Annotated in this window: 15 protein-coding genes; 3 read left to right on the top strand and 12 right to left on the bottom strand. The window is 62.4% G+C overall.

All coding sequences use genetic code 11. The features are described from left to right. Nucleotides 1-77 precede the first annotated feature (77 nt). Complete coding sequence (katG, locus tag QWJ46_RS27620; RefSeq protein WP_302755380.1) at nt 78-2,261, bottom strand: catalase/peroxidase HPI; 2,184 nt, start codon at nt 2,259-2,261, stop codon at nt 78-80. Between the two features lie 144 nt (nt 2,262-2,405). On the opposite strand from katG, the gene QWJ46_RS27615 reads away from it, so the two are divergent. After that, the gene (locus QWJ46_RS27615) at nt 2,406-3,320 is read left to right on the top strand and encodes a hydrogen peroxide-inducible genes activator (RefSeq protein ID WP_302755377.1); all 915 of its coding nucleotides are present in this window, start codon (nt 2,406-2,408) and stop codon (nt 3,318-3,320) included. A gap of 45 nt (nt 3,321-3,365) precedes the next feature. Here the strand turns inward: QWJ46_RS27615 and panB are convergent, their stop codons facing one another. Together panB and panC are read right to left on the bottom strand one after the other, a co-directional pair. Continuing rightward, nucleotides 3,366-4,187 (bottom strand): 3-methyl-2-oxobutanoate hydroxymethyltransferase, encoded by an 822-nt coding sequence (panB, locus tag QWJ46_RS27610; RefSeq protein ID WP_302755374.1) that lies wholly within the window; start codon nt 4,185-4,187, stop codon nt 3,366-3,368. Beyond that, nucleotides 4,184-5,101, bottom strand: coding sequence for a pantoate--beta-alanine ligase (gene panC / locus QWJ46_RS27605; RefSeq protein ID WP_302755372.1), 918 nt, complete (start codon nt 5,099-5,101; stop codon nt 4,184-4,186). Before panC ends, panB begins: the two co-directional genes overlap by 4 nt. A gap of 242 nt (nt 5,102-5,343) precedes the next feature. On the opposite strand from panC, the gene QWJ46_RS27600 reads away from it, so the two are divergent. Continuing rightward, nucleotides 5,344-5,823: a ProQ/FINO family protein gene (locus tag QWJ46_RS27600; RefSeq protein ID WP_302755371.1), complete on the top strand. Its 480-nt coding sequence runs from the start codon at nt 5,344-5,346 to the stop codon at nt 5,821-5,823. Here QWJ46_RS27600 and repC read toward each other — a convergent pair. The 9 genes from repC to QWJ46_RS27555 all read right to left on the bottom strand — a co-directional run bounded on the left by repC (nt 5,816) and on the right by QWJ46_RS27555 (nt 16,379). Beyond that, nucleotides 5,816-7,117 (bottom strand): plasmid replication protein RepC, encoded by a 1,302-nt coding sequence (repC, locus tag QWJ46_RS27595; RefSeq protein ID WP_302755370.1) that lies wholly within the window; start codon nt 7,115-7,117, stop codon nt 5,816-5,818. The two genes, QWJ46_RS27600 and repC, sit on opposite strands and share 8 nt — an antisense overlap. A gap of 213 nt (nt 7,118-7,330) precedes the next feature. Next, nucleotides 7,331-8,302, bottom strand: a complete 972-nt coding sequence (repB, locus tag QWJ46_RS27590; protein WP_302755369.1) for a plasmid partitioning protein RepB — start codon at nt 8,300-8,302, stop codon at nt 7,331-7,333. A gap of 70 nt (nt 8,303-8,372) precedes the next feature. Beyond that, complete coding sequence (repA, locus tag QWJ46_RS27585) at nt 8,373-9,581, bottom strand: plasmid partitioning protein RepA (protein ID WP_302755367.1); 1,209 nt, start codon at nt 9,579-9,581, stop codon at nt 8,373-8,375. A 241-nt stretch (nt 9,582-9,822) separates the two neighbouring features. Further along, nucleotides 9,823-10,884 (bottom strand): ABC transporter ATP-binding protein, encoded by a 1,062-nt coding sequence (locus QWJ46_RS27580; protein ID WP_302755364.1) that lies wholly within the window; start codon nt 10,882-10,884, stop codon nt 9,823-9,825. A 22-nt stretch (nt 10,885-10,906) separates the two neighbouring features. Next, nucleotides 10,907-11,761: a sugar phosphate isomerase/epimerase gene (locus tag QWJ46_RS27575; protein ID WP_302755431.1), complete on the bottom strand. Its 855-nt coding sequence runs from the start codon at nt 11,759-11,761 to the stop codon at nt 10,907-10,909. Between the two features lie 45 nt (nt 11,762-11,806). After that, nucleotides 11,807-13,045, bottom strand: coding sequence for an ROK family transcriptional regulator (locus tag QWJ46_RS27570; RefSeq protein ID WP_302755362.1), 1,239 nt, complete (start codon nt 13,043-13,045; stop codon nt 11,807-11,809). A gap of 43 nt (nt 13,046-13,088) precedes the next feature. Next, the gene (locus QWJ46_RS27565) at nt 13,089-13,931 is read right to left on the bottom strand and encodes a carbohydrate ABC transporter permease (protein ID WP_184459855.1); all 843 of its coding nucleotides are present in this window, start codon (nt 13,929-13,931) and stop codon (nt 13,089-13,091) included. Continuing rightward, nucleotides 13,928-14,857 (bottom strand): carbohydrate ABC transporter permease, encoded by a 930-nt coding sequence (locus QWJ46_RS27560; protein ID WP_302755360.1) that lies wholly within the window; start codon nt 14,855-14,857, stop codon nt 13,928-13,930. Before QWJ46_RS27560 ends, QWJ46_RS27565 begins: the two co-directional genes overlap by 4 nt. Nucleotides 14,858-15,080: 223 nt before the next feature. Further along, the gene (locus QWJ46_RS27555) at nt 15,081-16,379 is read right to left on the bottom strand and encodes an ABC transporter substrate-binding protein (RefSeq protein WP_302755358.1); all 1,299 of its coding nucleotides are present in this window, start codon (nt 16,377-16,379) and stop codon (nt 15,081-15,083) included. A gap of 342 nt (nt 16,380-16,721) precedes the next feature. On the opposite strand from QWJ46_RS27555, the gene QWJ46_RS27550 reads away from it, so the two are divergent. After that, nucleotides 16,722-17,768: a Gfo/Idh/MocA family protein gene (locus tag QWJ46_RS27550; RefSeq protein WP_302755356.1), complete on the top strand. Its 1,047-nt coding sequence runs from the start codon at nt 16,722-16,724 to the stop codon at nt 17,766-17,768. Nucleotides 17,769-17,791 lie beyond the last annotated feature (23 nt).

Raw genomic sequence — 17,791 nt, 5'->3', positions numbered from 1 at the left:
CGCTTCCCATCCGAAGGCACTCAAAAGAAAGCCCGGGCGCGGCCGAAACCGCGCCCGGGCCGAAATGGCTGCCTTTATCAGACGAGGTCGAAGCGGTCGGCGTTCATGACCTTGTTCCAGGCGGCGACGAAGTCCTTGACGAACTTCTGCTTGGCGTCGGCCTGGCCGTAGACTTCGGCGAAGGCGCGCAGTTGCGAGTGCGAGCCGAAGATCAGGTCGACGCGGGTGCCGGTCCACTTGGCGGCACCCGTCTTGCGGTCGCGCCCTTCATAAATGCCTTCCTCGCCGGCGGGAACCCACTGGGTCGCCATGTCGAGCAGGTTGACGAAGAAGTCGTTCGTCAGCGTTTCCGGGCGCGACGTGAGGACGCCATGCTCGGGGTTGCCGGCCTTCAGCACGCGCAGCCCGCCGACGAGGACGGTCATTTCAGGCCCGGTCAGCGTCAAGAGCTGGGCGCGATCGACGAGCGCTTCTTCCGGCTTCATGAACTGCAGGCGCTTGCTGTTCACATAGTTGCGGAAGCCATCGATGCGCGGCTCGAGCGCCGCGAAGGAATGCGCATCCGTCTGGGCTTCGGAAGCATCCATGCGGCCGGGCTTGAAGGGCACACTGACGGCGTTGCCGCCCGCTGCCGCCGCCTTCTCGACACCGGCGGCGCCGGCAAGCACGATCAGATCGGCGAGAGAGATCTTCTTGCCGCCGGTCTGGGCGGCGTTGAAGTCCTTCTGGATGCCTTCGAGAACACCGAGCACCTTGGCGAGCTGGGCCGGCTGGTTGGCTTCCCAGTCCTTTTGCGGAGCTAGGCGGATGCGCGCGCCATTGGCGCCGCCGCGCTTGTCGGAGCCGCGGAAGGTCGAGGCCGAGGCCCAGGCGGTCGAGACCAGTTCCTGTACGGTGAGGCCGGTGGCGAGAACCTTTGCCTTGAGTTCGGCAATGTCCTTGTCGTCGACAAGGGGATGGTCGACGGCCGGGATCACGTCCTGCCAGATCAAGTCTTCGGCCGGAACCTCCGGGCCGAGGTAGCGCACCTTCGGTCCCATGTCGCGGTGGGTCAGCTTGAACCAGGCGCGGGCGAAAGCGTCGGCGAACTCACCAGGATTTTCGAGGAACCGGCGTGAGATCTTCTCATAGATCGGGTCGAAACGCAGCGAGAGATCGGTGGTCAGCATGGTCGGAACATGCTTCTTCCCCGGCTCATAAGCATCCGGAATGGAGGCTTCGGCGTTCTTGGCCCGCCACTGATGGGCGCCGGCCGGGCTCTTCGTCAGCTCCCACTCGTGGGCGAAGAGGTTTTCGAAGAAATAGTTGCTCCACCTGGTCGGCGTCTGCGACCAGGTGACTTCGAGGCCAGCGGTGATCGCGTCCTTGCCGACGCCGGTGCCGAACGAGCTCTTCCAGCCGAGGCCCTGGTCCTCGATCGCGCCGCCTTCCGGCTCGGCGCCGATGAAGGACGGGTCGCCCGCGCCATGGGTCTTGCCGAAGGTGTGGCCGCCGGCGATCAACGCCACGGTTTCTTCGTCGTTCATTGCCATGCGGGCGAAGGTTTCACGGATGTCCCGGGCCGCAGCGACCGGGTCGGGATTGCCGTTCGGGCCTTCCGGGTTGACGTAGATCAGACCCATCTGCACGGCGCCGAGCGGTTCTGCCAGCTGGCGTTCGCCGCTGTAGCGCTCGTCGCCGAGCCAGGTGCCCTCAGGACCCCAGTAGAGCTCTTCCGGCTCCCAGACGTCGGCGCGGCCGCCGGCGAAGCCGAAGGTCTTGAACCCCATCGATTCGAGCGCGACGTTGCCGGTGAGGATCAGGAGGTCGGCCCAGGAGATGCGGTTGCCGTATTTCTGCTTGATCGGCCACAGCAGGCGGCGAGCCTTGTCGAGGTTGGCATTGTCAGGCCAGGAGTTCAGCGGTGCGAAACGCTGCTGGCCCTGGCCGGCGCCGCCGCGGCCGTCGGTGATGCGGTAGGTGCCGGCGCTGTGCCAGGCCATGCGGATGAAGAGGCCGCCGTAATGGCCGAAGTCGGCAGGCCACCAGTCCTGCGAATCCGTCATCAGCGCGTGAAGATCCTTCTTCAGCGCGTCGAGATCGAGCTTCTTGAACTCCTCGGCGTAGTCGAACTGCTTGCCCATAGGGTCGGCGCGGCCGGAATTGTGATGAAGAATCTGCACGTTCAGCTGGTTCGGCCACCAGTCACGGTTGGCTCGGCCGCGCGGCGTATTGCCATGGGCCACAGGACATTTGCCTGTGCTGTCAGTGGGGTTGTCCATGATCGTCTCCTTCATTGCTTGATCTGTCTGGGGTTCAAAAAGATGAGCCGAGCTGACGCCCCACTCTCTCCCTTGCAATCTTCATATCGGAAGCGTTCAATAATTTTAAGTTGGATTTACTGATTGCCGCGATAAGCTGAGGTTATGAAGAACCTTACCCTGAAACAGCTGCGTTATTTTGAAGCCTTGGCGCGGGATGGCCGCTTCCGCCGCGCCGCCGACGCCTGCGCCATCTCCCAGCCGGCGCTCTCCATGCAGATCAAAGAACTTGAGCAGGAATTAGGCAGCGAACTCTTCGAGCGCAGCGCGCGCGAGGTGAAGCTCACTCCCTTCGGCCAGAGCTTCGCGCTCAGGGTCCGCGACATTCTGCGCGCCGTCGACGAGCTGGGGGAATTTGCCCGCGCCTCGCGCGATTCCTTCCTCACGCGCCTGCGCATCGGCATCATCCCGACGATCGCGCCTTATCTGCTGCCGGCAATTATAAACGATCTCAACAAAAGCTTCGCGGGGATTCAGATCGAGGTGCGCGAGACGCAGACGGGCAGGCTGGTTCATGAACTGGCGCAGGGCCAGCTCGATATGGCGATCGTCGCGCTGCCGGTGTCGGAACCCTCGCTCACCGAACTCGAGCTTTTCAGGGAGGAATTCGTGCTGGTCAGGCGACAGGAGGATGGAGACAAGCCGGTGCCAGAGCGCGAGGCGCTGCGCGAAATGCGGCTGCTGCTGCTCGAAGAGGGCCACTGCTTCCGCGATCAGGCCCTGTCCTTCTGCAAGGTCGGCCCGGCCCGCCCACGGGAGATCATGGAAGGCAGCTCGCTCTCCACTCTCGTCCAGATGGTCGGCGCCGGCATTGGCGTGACACTGATCCCGGAGATGGCCGTTCCGGTCGAAACAGGCTCGGCCCATGTCTCGATTTCCCGCTTCCCCTCGCCGCAGCCGTCGCGAACGATCGGCATGGTCTGGCGTAATTCGACACCGATGGCCAAGCAGTTGCTGGAGGTCGCCGAGGCGGTGCGCCGCTCAGCCGAGACGATGCGGGAGCATCATGCGGCCGGGTGACGGACGGTGGCTGTCAGCTGAGTGCCAACGACCCCTGCCCTCGCCTCAGCTGCGGCGCTTGAACGTATGTTCGGCTGCCGGAAATTTGCGCGCCCGCACCTCCTCGGCATAGGTGGCGGCGGCGTCCGCGACCCTCTTGCCGAGTTCGTCGTAGCGCTTGACGAAACGCGGCTTGAAATCATTGAAGAGGCCGAGAATGTCGTCTGAGACGAGGATCTGGCCGTCGCAGGAGGAAGAGGCGCCGATGCCGATCGTCGGGATGTGCACGGCTGCCGTCACCTCGCGGGCTAGCGGCTCCACCGTGCCCTCGACCACGACGGCAAAAGCGCCTGAACCGCCGATCGCATGCGCGTCGCGGCGGATCTTCGAGGTCTCGTGTTCGGAATGACCGACGGAGCGATAGCCGCCGGCGGTGTGGACGAGCTGCGGCATCAGGCCGATATGGCCGAGCACGGGAATGCCCCGCTTCGTCAGGAAGGCGATGGTTTCGGCCATCTCCTCGCCGCCTTCGAGCTTGACGGCGTCGCAGCCGGTTTCCTGCATGATGCGCACGGCGTTGCGAAACGCGATCTCCTTCGATTCCTGATAGCTGCCGAAGGGCATGTCGACGACGACGCAGGCATTGGTGACGCCGCGCATCACGGCCTTGCCATGGGCGATCATCATGTCGAGCGTCACGCCGATCGTGGTCTCCATGCCGTAGAGCACCATGCCGAGCGAGTCCCCGACCAAAAGCAGCTCGCAATGTTCGTCGAGGAGGCGCGTCATCGGCGTCGTATAAGCGGTGAGGCAGACGATCGGCTTCCCGCCCTTCATGGCTGCGATTCGCGTCGGCGTCAGGCGCTTCTGAGATCCGGTGGCACTCATTTCGTCACTCCCTTTCCCGGCTGGCCGCTTATTCGGCTGTCCCGGGTCATTCTGCTGTTCGGGCTGCTGTTGCCTCCCACAACTCTGTTGTCGAGAAGCCGCGTCGTGCCGATCCGCACGAACAGCGCCACGACGACGGGGTCTTCCAGCGAAGCGATCGGCGCCAGCGTTTCCGCATCCCTGACGGCGACGACCTCGGGCTTTGCCAGAGGCTCGCGGCCGATGAAGGCGGTGAGTTTCGCCTCAAGTTCTTGCGCATCCGTGATGCCTCCGGCGATGAGCCGCTCGGCCTCGTCGAGCGCCTGCGGGACGATCACCGCCGCGCGCCGCTCATCGGGGCTGAGATAGACATTGCGCGACGACAAGGCGAGGCCGTCGCTGTCGCGCACGGTCGGCACAGAGATCACCCGCACCGGCACGGCGAGATCTTCCACCATGCGCTTGATGATGACGACCTGCTGGTAGTCCTTCTCCCCGAAATAGGCAGTCTGTGGCTGGACGATGTTGAAAAGCTTGGTGACGACGGTGGTGACTCCGGCAAAATGGCCGGGCCTGACCGCGCCTTCGAGTTCGCGGCCGAGATCGGGAACGTCGACCACCGTCTTCATCGGGCGGGGATACATATCCTCGACGCCCGGCGCGAAGAGGAAATTCACGCCGGCCTGCTTGAGCATGTCGCCATCGCGCTCGAGATCGCGCGGATATTTGCCGAGGTCTTCGGCCGGGCCGAACTGCAGCGGATTGACGAAGATCGAGACGACGACGATGTCGTTCTCGGCCCGGGCGCGCGTGACGAGCTTGAGATGCCCGGCGTGGAGATAGCCCATGGTCGGAACGAGGGCGACGGTGCGCCCCTGCCGCTTCAGCGCATCGAGCGTGTGGCGCAGCTCTTCAATATTCGAGAAAACCCGCATACATCCTCCCCGCGGCCGGTTACTCACCTTGGGCGCGGATAAGAAGTGTAATCGAAGCGGGAGGTCAATGCACTTCCGTGACAAAAAACGATTAGATGCATGGCAGGGCGATAAACCTACTAATATCCGCCCGGAAATCGTGTCTCGCATCCGGCTTGCCGCAGGGCTAGCAATGTGCGACCTGCGCCTCTATCTACCCTCTCCGTCAAGATACCATCACAGTCGGCCGTTATGGAGAATGCATGGACAAACCCTGGAAGATCAGCCGTGGCCCGATTGCGGCGACCGAGCTCGACGTGGAGAAGGCAAACGCGATCAACACGCTGTTGATCCGGCCGGTCGGCGTGCTTCCGGCCAAGGCCGGAGATCCGGTCCTTCCCTTCGCCGTCGGCCTGTTCAACGAGCTGCGCCCGCTCCTGAAGCCCGATGCCGGCGTGACGACGCTTCGGCGCGCGACCGCTGCTTATGTCCATTGCCGGCGCTATTATTTCGCCAGCGCCCAGCCCGATTCCATGCGCCATAACATCGACGGCGGACCGGTCGAGCCGCTGTCGGAGGAAGACCGATTGGTCGCGCAGAAGCGTTTCCTGAGCCTCAAGCAGAGCGCCGCTAAGGCCGAGGAACGCGAGCTGGCACCTGTCGCGGTTCCCGCCCCTGTGCTCAGCAAGAACGAACAGATCCGCGCCGCCCTTCTTCGCGGCAGGAAGAACGCCGTCAGCTGAGCTTAGCGACAGGTGGATCTTTTGCGCGCAGGAGCGCCATCAGCATCGGGCCGAGGGCAAATTCGCCCTTTTCGGCGCGCCGCGTGAGATCCCTGAGATAGCCGCCGGCGGAAGTGATGCACCCTCCCCTTTGCAGGATGCAGGCCATCACGATAGCGGTGTTTTCCGATCCCATCACCGAGCACGCCTGCTCATAGGCCGACGGGCTGACGCCCAGCATCGATCGCACGACGACCGCCGCCGTCATCAGATCCCGCCAGCTGCGCACGGTGCCGCTCGGGCCGTAATCGGCAATGTCGGGGCAGGCCTGGAGGACCATGCCGAGCGGGAAGCTTTTCACTTCCCCTGCCCTCGTGCTCTTAACGAAGCGCGGTTCCTCTAGACCATTTTCTTGCGCTCCGCGTCCATCATCGTCGAGCTTGATTCCCGGTCGGTCGGTCCGTTCGGTCAGTCTCTCCGCCGTCGTCCCCTGCCCGGTTCCCAGCCCCGGTTCAAATTCAAGTATGGATTCAGGGTTCGAATTCTGTATGTGGCGCTCAATTTGGGATTCACTGGCGCTCGGCATCTGCATTTTCTCATGCAGTTCCAATAGGTTGACGATTTTTTCGCGGGTTATCTCGAGTTCTTTGAGGATGGGCGGGAGGTTTTCCAGATTTGCAGCCTTCGGAATGCGCTGCAGGATCGCCTGGAACGTCGACGACAAGCACGCCCAATCGCCGGGAACGGCTTCCTCGACGGCTGCGGAAATCAGCTTGACGATGTCGCGCCGGCAGATCGTCAGCCGCTCCTTCAGGCCACGCAGCATCTGCCGGTCGGCGGCGATGCGCGCCGCCATCGTCTCGATGTCGCCGGCGCGGGCGAGAAGCGGGGCGAGGCTGAAGCCATAGGCCTCGTCGATCCCGCCTTCCCGGCTGCGGCGCACATAACGCTTGCCGTTCGGGCTGTCCTTGCGGGAGATGAGGCCGGCTCCGACCAGCGCGGCAAGATGCCGGCGCAAAGTTGCGGCGGCCATGCCGCGGGCTCGGAGCGAAAGCTGCGCGTTGGAGGGAAAGACCACCAGCGGCTTTTCGCTGGAGAGTTCGTCCTCAGGATAAAATGTCAGCAACGCATCGAGCACCGTCAGCGCCCGGTCGGTGACATCCAGCCCTGCCCGCGCCTCGCAGACCGATCGGAACAGTTTCCATTTGTTGCGCGTCGTTCCGGCCGCGATCGCCTCGCCTCGCCGCTGTTTCAGCAGCATGGCAAGCGACATCGGCCGCCGCCCGAAGGGCGTCGTCACATAGTCACTCTCCATTTCCTTCACCTCTCATCAGGCAAAAGAAATCCGCTCACCGAAACGATGCGAGGAGGAAAAGTGCCGCAGCGTCATTTGCGCGTCTGAAAAGACGCCGAGGCCCTGCAGGACTCTTGACTGGGATTCGTGAAAATGCGATTCTCTGTCTTGCTTAAGGATGTGAGAAGGGCTTCCACGACTCGTTCGTTTGGGGGCCTTTTTCTTTTTGCGGTTTCAGTCTCCTTGTTTGCCCTCCTCGGCGAGGAATTGCTCATAGAGCGCATCCAGCCTGCCGGAGAGAAATTCTCCGAAGCGGCCGGCATTTCTGGCCTTCATCGAGAGCGAGAACGCCTTGCCGTCATTCTTCATTTCCGCCTGGACCGCCTTGTCCCGCGGCTGCCATTTGACCTTCGCAGCGACGGTTTTCTTGACCGGTCGCGCGCTTTTGTTCAGTGCCGTGTAGAGCGCTTCAAAACGCTTGTCCGAAGATAGCTGATGAAAGTTGTCGTCCTGCAGGACATTGGCGACACTTGCCGCATTGGCGGATTTGCCGGCGAGCAGCGACAGCTCCACCCAGCGCTCGCGGCCGACGCCGGGTGCCGGTCCGATTGCCTGGACGACCTCCGGCGAGATGCGATCCATCACCGACATCATCTTCGAGACCGAAGCCGCATTGGCGGCAAGGGCTGTCGAGACGACCTCCCTGTCGTAGCCGAGCTCCTCCAGCCGCCGGGCGTAGAGCGCTCGTTCGATGAAGGTGAGGTCGGCGCGTGCCGAATTCTCTTGCCCCTGGGCGATGACATGGGTGCGGTCATCCATCGACTTGACGACGGCGCGGACATTGCGGCCGAGTTCGCGGGCCGCGCGCAGCCGCCGGTGGCCGAAGACGACCTGATAGCGCCCGTCGATCCTGCCATGGGGACGCACCAGGATCGGCGTGTCCTGCCCGCGCGCCCGGATCGCTTCCACCAGCGCGTGAAAATCCTGGTCATCCTCGGACAGCCGGTCCTTGACGAAGGAGGCTTCGACGAGTTCGGGGTCCAGATCGACCACCGCCTCGCCTTCCAGAAATTTTTCCGCCTGCTTGGCAAGCTCATCCAGCGAGCGGACGAGCGACCGGCCTGCCCCGCGCATCGGATAGTTCGGCGCGCCTGCGTTTTCATCAGGCATATCGGCCAGTCCTTCCAGCAGGTTCTTTCGTGCCATCAGCTTCCTCCGATTGCGGTCATTGCATTGATTTGGCTCATGGAAACGGCGAATTTGTCAGCCGACAAATCTACCGCCCCCATGCCTGGTGAATGAGGCCGGCGATCTCCGCGTTGACGGCGTCCATCGCCTCAAGCGCGCGATCATAGGTTCCCCGGTTCATCGAGGCGCGCTCGACCTCGTAAAGCGTTTGCTTGGTGATCCCGGCATCCGAGATCGCGGTGGATTTGACCATCTGGTTCTTCAGCATGAACTCGTGGAACATCGTCGACATGAAGCCGACCATTTGCGCCTGCGGCACATCGGTCGGCTCGTAGCGCGTGATGAGATAGCGATACCAGGAGAGGTTCACTTCGGCGCCGGCGGCGCGGATCGGCTTCAGGATGCCGCCGAGCATCAGAAGGAACTGACCCATCGACATGACGTCGAGCATTTGCGGATGGATGGTGATCAAAACGCTGGTCGCGGCCGTCAGCGCCGTCAGCGTGAGATAACCGAGCTGCGGCGGGCAATCGATGACGACGACGTCGTAACGATCGTCGACCTCGGCAAGCGCGCGAGAGATACGGGTGAAGAAGGTCTTGCCGTCATTGGTCGATTTGTCGGCCATGGCAAGCGGCGTATCGTATTCATATTCCTGCAGGTCGAGATTGGCTGGCACGATGTCGAGACCGGGAAAATTCGTCTTGTGGATGATCTCGGAGAGTGGCTTCTTCTCGCCGTCATAGCGGATCGCTTCATAGAGCGAGGCGGCCTGGTCGAACTCCGGCTGGAAGCCGTGCAGGGAGGAGAGCGATGCCTGCGGATCGAGATCGACGGCGAGCACGCGGTGGCCGGTCAGCGCCAGATGCTGGGCAAGATGGGCTGATGTCGTCGTCTTGCCCGAGCCGCCCTTGAAATTGACGACGGCGACGACCTGTAGCTTCTCATGAGCGCGGCGATGGGGCACATACATGCGGCTTTCGGAGCGGCCATGCGCATCGAGATAGCGCCTCAGCTCCAGCATCTGCTCGGCGCTGTAGGAGCGCCGCCCAGAAGGCGAGGTCTGCGGGCAGGGGCCTTTGCCCTCGAGATGCAGTTTCTTCAGCGTGCTCTGCGACGCGCCGACATAATTGGCGACCTCGGCAAGAGAAAAGCTGCGCAGGGTCTTCTTCGCGTTCGGCGGAAAGCGCTGCACGCTCAGGAGATGCAGCTTCTTCGAAATCACGTCGCCGTGCTCGAGAATCTGATCCTCGAAATAGAGCGGCGCGGCCTTCACGGCATTCGAATTAGCGTTCATCGGCAGCAATCTTTCGGATAACGGTTTTCGGGATCAAAAGCCCCTGTAACCGTTATTATCCGCGATTCTCCGATACCGGCCAAGAAATTTAAGGTTAACGCATATTAACCTTTTCGGTGCTCGTTCAAGCACTTGCCGGATCTCTGCGTGATATCCGGACGACCGGGGATTTTGGGCCGGGGGCGCTGATAACGCGCCCCCGGCGGCGCCCGGCCGAAGGGGAGGGGGCATTCGGCGGGCTCTAACTCAGTGGCGCTTCGCCTGTGGTGATGCGCTGCTCGTCGGCGCCGAACAGGTGAACGGTGTCGTGACCAGGGGCGATCCTCAGCACGTCGCCGGGAGCGGCCCTGATCCGCTCGCGGAAGACGCAGGTCAGCGTCTGCCCTCCGAGCCGAACGAGGACGAGTGTTTCCGAGCCCGTGGGTTCGACGACGACGGTCGTCACTTCGATACCGTTGGGGTCGAGCATGATATGTTCGGGGCGAATGCCGTAGGTCACCGCATCGACCGGCCGGCGTTCGCTCGGCAGCAGCAGGCCGTCCACGGTCCTGAACCCGTCTTCGCTCATGCTGCCCTTGATGAAATTCATCGCCGGGGAGCCGATGAAACCGGCGACGAACAGATTGTTAGGGCGGTCATAGAGTTCGAGCGGCGAGCCGGACTGTTCGATCAGCCCGTCCTTCATGACGACGATCTTGTCGGCCATGGTCATGGCCTCGATCTGGTCGTGGGTGACGTAGATCGTCGTCGTCTGCAGCCGCTGGTGCAGTTCCTTGATTTCCGAGCGCATCTGCACCCGCAGCTTGGCGTCGAGGTTCGACAAAGGCTCGTCGAACAGGAAGACGGCCGGATCGCGCACGATCGCCCGGCCCATGGCGACACGCTGCCGCTGACCGCCGGAAAGCTGCTTCGGATAACGCTCCAAGAGGTTTTCCAGCCCGAGGATTTTCGCCGCATTGCCGACCCGCTTGTCGATCTCCGATCTCGGCATGCGCTTCATCCGCAGCGAGAAGCCCATGTTCTTGGCCACTGTCATGTGCGGATAGAGCGCGTAGTTCTGGAACACCATGGCGATGTCGCGATCCTTGGGCGCAAGCTCGTTGACGATGTGCCTGCCGATCTGGATCTTGCCCGAAGTGATGCCCTCCAGGCCGGCGATCATTCTGAGAAGCGTCGATTTCCCGCAGCCGGACGGACCGACGAGGACGACGAATTCGCCGTCGCCGATGTCGACGGATACGCCTTTGATGGCTTTGAACGCGCCGTAATCCTTGCGCGCATTGCTGACCGAAACATGGGCCATGAAACTCCTCCCGAATTCGCCGTCAAAGTCCGTTCAAGACACTCTTGAGATAATCGAGGCCAACGCGCTCGCCCTCCTTGCGCGCGGCCAAGTCCTTGCCCGGCCAACCGTAGGCGGCATCCTCGTGTTCGATCGACAGCGTGCCGTCAAAACCATGGCGGCGGGCCTGCCTGAGGAAACGCGGCCAGTCGAGCAGGCCGAGCCCCGGCAGCTTGTATTGCCACCAGCCCTTGCCGTGATAGCCGATCGCCTGCAGGGCCTCGGCGTCGATCGCCGTATCCTTAGCATGCAGAATGGCGATGCGGTCACTGACCGCCTCCAGCGCCCGATAGGGATCGACGCCGATGCGGATGAGGTGCGAGGGGTCGAATTCGAGGCCGAAGCGGCGGTCCTCGATCCGCCGAAAAAGCTCCTGCCATCCCTTTGGCGTCGTGCCGATGAAATTGTCTTTCGGCCCCGGCCAGTTCTCGATGGCGAAGGTGAGGCCGCTGTCTCTCGTCTCTGCGATCAACCCGTTCGCGAAATCGGCGAAGTCATCGTAATTGGCTTCGTCGCTTGCGGTATCGTCTCGGCCGGGAAAGATCACGAAGATCGGAACGCCGGCGCCGCCGATCGCCTTGGCAAATTCCGCAGTTCTCGCCCGAAGCTCCCGTCGCTTGTCGCGGTCGGCATCGAGCTGATTGCCGAAAAAAGTGATCGAGGAAACGAAGAGGCCGCGGCTTCGTGCCAGCGAGACGGCGTCGGCCACCCGGTCGGGCGTCTTGATGTGGCCGCCGACATCGATCTCGATCGCATCGAACCCCGCCGATGCGGCGAAGTCCACCACTTCCTCCAGCGGGCGGTCATTGAAAGTCGAGGTATAGAAGCCGATCCTCACCATATCCTCCGATCATCATCAAAATCCGGGGGCCCTGCGGCCGTTTCAACTGTTCAGCCGATCCATGAATTTCAGCGGCGAGCGCGTGCGCTGCGCCACATCTGCCGATGCGAGCATCAGGGCAGCCGCCATCGGCATTGCCGCCGCGCCCATGGCCGAGGCGTCCTCGCCGATCGAGGCGCGATGCAGCGACGGCAGGTTCGTGTCCTCGGGGTCGAGATGTTCGTGCACATAACGCAGCAATTCATCGACGATGCGGATCGGCAGCCGGCCGCCGACGAGCACGGCGTCGGGATCGACGATCATGGCGATATGTTTGACCGCGACAGCGAGATGCGCGCTCATCTCCTTCAGCCATTGCGAAACGAGGCGCTTGCCGCGGGCATCGAGCATCAGCAGATCCTGCGGCACGCTCACCTTGATACCGTGCCCGGCGAGGAAATCATAAAGGAAGAACAGTGAGAAGATCTCACCGAGAAGCTGAACCTTCTGCGCCTCGCCGTCACGGTCGTCGGCAATCGGAAGCCAGCCGATCTCGCCGCTGAGGCCCATGGCGCCGCGATGGCCGTTACCATCGAGAACGAGGCCGCCGCCCGGGCAGGCATTGACGGCAATATAGAAGAAGCTGCTGCTTTCGGCGCCGAGGCCGTAGTTGAGCTCGGCAAGGGCGGCGGCATTGGCTTCGTTTTCGGTGAAGACGGGATGCGGCGTCAGGCTCTCCAGGGCGGCGCGCACGTCGAAATCAGTCCATTCCTGGTAGGCGTCGGGCTTGCCGAGCAGCGAGATTTCGCCGAGCCAATCCGGCATGGCAAGGCCGATGCCGGCAAGGCGCGCATCGTCGATCAGCCGGCTGCGCTGGAAATGCGAGATCGCATCTGATGTCAGCTGCATGAATTCCGCCGGCAGGATGAACCGCTTCTCGTGATGTACCCGGGCGCGCACATTGCCGACGGCATCGACGGCGAGAATCGTCAGGTGGTCGCGGTCGATATTGATGCCGATCGCGTAATAAGCATCCGGATTGATCTCGAGCTCTATCGCCGGCTGGCCCCTCAGCCCATGCCGACGGCGGGCTTCCATGATTAGGCCCTCGTCGAGCAGGCGGTCGACGATGCGGGCGATCGCTGGTTTGGTAAAGCCGGTTTGCCTGGCGATCTCGGCCCGCGAAATCGGCGCCTGACGGTGGATGCAGCGGAGCACGACGGCCCGATTGTGCTCGCCCGCATCTTCGACATTGGCGCCCGTCAGATCGGGAGAGTGCCTGGCGCCGAGTGTCTCGTTCATGCGTTCAATCCTTCCGCACGCGTGAAGAGTGAAGCAGACCTCTTCATCCCTTCACCGCGCCGCTGGTCATCGCACCGAGGATCAGCCTCTGGAGCGACAGGAAAGCCACGATCGCCGGAACGACCGCAATCAGACAGGCGGCGGCAAGCAGCTGGATGGACGAGTCGGTCTGCATGCCGCGGAAGTTAAAGATTCCGACGCCGATCGGCATCAGGTCATTTTTGGTGAGCAGCAGGAAAGGCACCAGGAATTGCGACCAGCCGGCAATCACGGTGATGATGAAAACCGAGGCGATGCCCGGCGCGGACAGGGGCAGGATGATGCGCCAAAACACCGAGAACCGATTGCAGCCGTCGATCATCGCCGCCTCATCGAGGCTGCGCGGAATGCCGTCGACGGTGCTCTTCAACAGCCAGGTCGCCAAGGGAACGCCGAGCGCGATATAGACCATGACGACGGCAAAATGTGTGTCCAGCAGGCCGAGGCGGTTCATGTAGCGGTAGAGCGGCACCATGATGACCAGCGGCGAAATCATCTGGAAGAGTAAGAGCCCCATCATCGAGAGGCCCTTGCCGCGGAACTGGAAGCGGGAGAAAGCGTAAGCGGCGGGCAAGGCAACGATCAGCACGCCGAGCCCGCTCAAGGCCGCAAGCTTGAGGCCGTTCCAGAGATAGATCGGAAAATAGCTGTTGTTGAGAACGGTGATGAAGTTCTGGATGGTGGGGTTGTCGGGAATGTAGCGCGCCGCGCCGCGATAGACCTCGCGCTTGTCACGCAGCGCCATCGACAGCAGATAGGTAAGGGGGCCGGCGAAGAAGACGAACATCACCAGCATGAAGAGATAGCTGATGGCATCGCCGAGCCGGGTTCCGGTGCGTCCGCTCATTGCTCTTCCTCCTTCGGCAGGAACGATGCGTAGACGAAGGCAAGCCCGAGGCTGATGATGAGCATCAGCACCGAGAGCACGCTGCCGCCGGAGAGATCGTAGTTTCGGAAGACGATATTGAAAACGTAGAGCGAGATCACCTCGGTCGCGCGCCCGGGCCCGCCGCCGGTCAGCGTGATGATTGCATCGAAGGTGTTCACCGTCTGAATGGTGATCAGGATCATGTTGACGAGGATGGCGGCGCGCAGCTGCGGCAGCGTGACGAAAAAGAACTGCTGAGAGGCGCTGGCGCCGTCGACCTCGGCTGCCTCGTAGAGCGAGGGATCGATCGATTTCAGCGCTGCATACATGACCACCATCGAAAAGGCGGTGCCGCGCCAGATGTTCGAGATTAGCGTCGACCAGGGCGCCATTGCCGGGTCCGAAAGCCAGGCAACGGTCGGCATGTGCATCAGCCTCAATATGCTGTTCAGCGCGCCGTAAGGCGCTTCGGAAAACAGCATCTGCCAGATGATGCCGCCGGCAATGCCCGGCACGACCCAAGCGACGAGCGCCGTGGTCCTCAGGATCGTGGTGCCGAACAGGCCGCGCTTTTCGCCGCGAATGACGGTGACGGCGACTGCAAGACCGAGGATCTGCTGGCCGATGACACTGCCGCCGACGAAGATCAGCGTCGCCCAGAGAATGTCGGGCAGTTGCGGCGAGCTCAGCGCATTGCCGATCGAGCCCAGCGTATAATCCTGGGTGTCGCCGATCAGCGTCGCATTGGTGAAGGACAGCCGGAAAACATCGATGACGGGATAGAGGTAGAATATGCCGATGACGATGATCACGGGCATGATCCAGGGCAGCGGCGCACCGGCGAACCGGCGCATGAACGTTCTGCTTTGAGGCGGGCTGTCAGCCTCGATGGCAATAGGGCTCATTGGCTTCTCTGTCCGGGTTTGGCACTGTCGACGGCGCCTGCTGACAGGCGCTGTCGCGCTCAGAAGCTGCCCCTCACCCTAGCCCTCTCCCCGTAAACGGGGAGAGGGGACGTGCCCTGCGAGGCGCTAGTGAGGGACGGAGAGGTCGCGGCTTGTCCCTTCGCCCCGTTTACGGTGAGAAGGTGGCGGCAGCCGGATGAGGGGCTGGCCGCGGCTAGCAACATCACAGACGCTTGTAAGCCTCCATCGCCGCGCTGAATGCGGCGTCCAGGGCTTCTTCGGGTTTCTTCGTTCCCGAGAGCACGTCGCCCATCATGATCTGGATCTGGTTCGAGATCTCCGGATAGATCGGCACGCCTGGGCGTGCCTGGCCGTCGACCAGCGCATTGGCGAAGGTCTTGTTGGCTTCCGTCGAGAAGACCTCGTACTTATCAAACAGCGACTTGCGGGTCGGCAGCTGCTGCTGCAGCGCGTTCGCCGGTCCCATATACACCTCGCGCGCCAGATTGGCGCACATTTCGATCTTCTCCTTGTCCTTGCTGAAGGAAGCGATCGTCCAGCCGCCGGTGCCGGTCGAGCGTTCATTGGCCGAGGGGCCGGGGATCGGCGAGAAGGTCCAGTTCTTGAAATCGTCCTCGTCGAGCGTCGACTTCAGCTGCGCATATTGCCAGTTGCCGCCGATGAAGAGCGCCGTCGTTGCCGCTGCGGCCGCGGCGTTCATGTCGTCATAATTGGCGATGGTGGTGACGCGCTTGGGGGCCGCGCCGGAATCGACGAGATCCTTGAAGTAGTTCAGCGCCTTCAGGAATTTCTCCTTGTTCTCGCCTTCGCCGAAGATCGGCTTGCCCGAATCGTCGACGAGCTTGCCGCCGAGCGCCCAATAATTCGCGAGCCAGTCGAAGGTGGTGCCTTCCCAGCGCCCGCCGTTGAAGAGCACGCCTTCCATACCTTCCTTGGTGGAGGCAAGGGCAGCCTTCTTCAGGTCGTCCCAGGTCGCAGGCGCATCTGCGACGACAGACTTGTTGCGGTAGAGCACGCGAAGGTCGGTATCCCACCACCAGGCGCGGATCGTCTGGTCCTTGTCGGTGATGCCGCTGCGTATGAAGGGGAAGAGGTCGTCTACTTCTTCCTTGGAGAAGTAGGGCGTGAAATCGGCCAGCACGTGGTTGACCATGAACTGTGACAGCACGAAGGAGTCGACGGCGGCGCAGTCCGGCGCATTGCCGGCCTTGGCCTGTTCCAGCATCTTGGCCTGTTCGGTGCCGATGTCGGAGGACATAAACTGCATCTGCAGCTTCCAGTCCGGGTGCTTCTTGATGAAGTCGACGAAGAGCTTCTGGTAGCCCTCGGCGATGGCGGGATCGGAATTGTTCGGGCTATCGTTCGTCAGGCGGACGACGAGGGTCTTCGGCGCATCGGCAGTGCCGATCCGGTCTTTGGTGGCAAGTTCCTGGGCAAAAATCGTCGATGCTGAAAATAAAACAGTGCTCAGCGCCAATGCGCCGACGGTTGCGCTCTTCATGATGGGTCTCCTCCCCATTTTGAACGAATACAGCCTGGCGGTCGGTTGACCTCTCCTCATTTCCGTGCTGCATTAATTAGATTAAGTTACTTTGATTTGATGTCAAGCCAGAGCTTGGGAGGATGAGATGCTGGCGGCATTCAACAGCAGCTAGTGCGGGCCCCGGTTTTCGGAAGGGATGCGCATCAAATTAAGTTATCGAGAGCGCCGTAGGGGCGCCGGCGCATCCAACCCGCAATTTTCCTGAAGAAAAGCCCGGTCGATCTCGGCTGGCCGCGATGGTGTCGGTTCGTTTTGGCTGGCCGCAGCGGCAGCCGCAAACTGAAGTCCATGGAGGAGAAGATGCGTTTACTCATTGTCGGAACCGGGGGCATGGCCAATCAGCACGCGACCCACTTCAAGGCGATCGAAGGCGTCAGCGTCGTCGGCGGCGTCGATGTCGTTCCCGAGCGGCTTGCGGCATTCTGCACCGAACACGGCATCGCCAACCATTTCACCACGCTCGAGGAGGCGCTCGCCTGTGGCGAGTTTGATGCGGTGGCGAACGTCACCCCTGACCGCATCCATCATCCGACGACGCTGCAGGCGGTCGCCGCGGGCAAACACGTCTTCTGCGAAAAGCCGCTCGCCACCGATGCCGTCAAGGCCATGGAAATGACCGAGGCGATCGAGCGGGCCGGCAAGGTCGGCATGGTCAACCTCACCTATCGCAATTCGCCGGCGCTGCAGAAGGGCCGGCAGATGGTGCTCGCCGGCGAGATCGGCGCGGTGCGCCACGTCGAGGCGTCGCATCTGCAAAGCTGGCTGGTCGGCCGCCATTGGGGCGATTGGAAGAGCGAAAGCAAATGGCTCTGGCGGCTGAGCAAGAAGCACGGCTCGAACGGCGCGCTCGGGGATATCGGCATCCACATCGTCGATTTCGCCTCTTATGGCTCCGGCCTCGACATCGCCCATGTCTTCGCGCGGCTGAAGACCTTCGACAAGGCGCCGGATCATAGGATCGGCGAATATGATCTCGACGCCAATGACAGCTTCACGATGAATGTCGATTTCACCAATGGCGCGATCGGCACGATCCAGGCGACGCGTACGGCCGCCGGCCAGATGGATCAGCTTCGTCTCCGGGTCTATGGCGAAACCGGCTCGGTCGAGATGATCTACGATACCGGCAAATCGAGCTTGCGCGCCTGCCTCGGCGAAGACGTGCACACGGCGACCTGGCGCGACATCCCCTTCGATCCCGTCGAGACGAACTACCAGCGTTTCGTCCAGGCCGTGCGGGCGGGCAAGACCCAGGAACCCTCCTTCCGGCGCGCCGCCAATATCCAGAAGGTGCTCGACAAGGCGCTCGCCTCCGATCTCAGCCACGCCGACGAGGCGCTTGCGTAAGCCGGTCAAAGCGCGCAGCGCCT

The sequence above is a fragment of the Rhizobium sp. CBN3 genome (assembly GCF_030518245.1).
Taxonomy (GTDB): domain Bacteria; phylum Pseudomonadota; class Alphaproteobacteria; order Rhizobiales; family Rhizobiaceae; genus Rhizobium; species Rhizobium aethiopicum_A.
The sequence above is the reverse complement of the archived record's forward strand: the minus strand, read 5'-3'. Positions and strand labels throughout refer to the sequence as shown.

What these genes read in the sequence shown, in the direction of transcription:
- repC (WP_302755370.1), bottom strand. Translation starts at nt 7,117, where the DNA reads ATGGAGAGTGACTATGTGACGACGCCCTTCGGGCGGCGGCCGATGTCG.
- QWJ46_RS27555 (WP_302755358.1), bottom strand. Translation starts at nt 16,379, where the DNA reads ATGAAGAGCGCAACCGTCGGCGCATTGGCGCTGAGCACTGTTTTATTT.
- QWJ46_RS27565 (WP_184459855.1), bottom strand. Translation starts at nt 13,931, where the DNA reads ATGAGCGGACGCACCGGAACCCGGCTCGGCGATGCCATCAGCTATCTC.
- panB (WP_302755374.1), bottom strand. Translation starts at nt 4,187, where the DNA reads ATGAGTGCCACCGGATCTCAGAAGCGCCTGACGCCGACGCGAATCGCA.
- QWJ46_RS27560 (WP_302755360.1), bottom strand. Translation starts at nt 14,857, where the DNA reads ATGAGCCCTATTGCCATCGAGGCTGACAGCCCGCCTCAAAGCAGAACG.
- QWJ46_RS27570 (WP_302755362.1), bottom strand. Translation starts at nt 13,045, where the DNA reads ATGAACGAGACACTCGGCGCCAGGCACTCTCCCGATCTGACGGGCGCC.
- QWJ46_RS27550 (WP_302755356.1), top strand. Translation starts at nt 16,722, where the DNA reads ATGCGTTTACTCATTGTCGGAACCGGGGGCATGGCCAATCAGCACGCG.
- panC (WP_302755372.1), bottom strand. Translation starts at nt 5,101, where the DNA reads ATGCGGGTTTTCTCGAATATTGAAGAGCTGCGCCACACGCTCGATGCG.
- repA (WP_302755367.1), bottom strand. Translation starts at nt 9,581, where the DNA reads ATGAACGCTAATTCGAATGCCGTGAAGGCCGCGCCGCTCTATTTCGAG.
- repB (WP_302755369.1), bottom strand. Translation starts at nt 8,302, where the DNA reads ATGGCACGAAAGAACCTGCTGGAAGGACTGGCCGATATGCCTGATGAA.
- katG (WP_302755380.1), bottom strand. Translation starts at nt 2,261, where the DNA reads ATGGACAACCCCACTGACAGCACAGGCAAATGTCCTGTGGCCCATGGC.
- QWJ46_RS27580 (WP_302755364.1), bottom strand. Translation starts at nt 10,884, where the DNA reads ATGGCCCATGTTTCGGTCAGCAATGCGCGCAAGGATTACGGCGCGTTC.
- QWJ46_RS27600 (WP_302755371.1), top strand. Translation starts at nt 5,344, where the DNA reads ATGGACAAACCCTGGAAGATCAGCCGTGGCCCGATTGCGGCGACCGAG.
- QWJ46_RS27615 (WP_302755377.1), top strand. Translation starts at nt 2,406, where the DNA reads ATGAAGAACCTTACCCTGAAACAGCTGCGTTATTTTGAAGCCTTGGCG.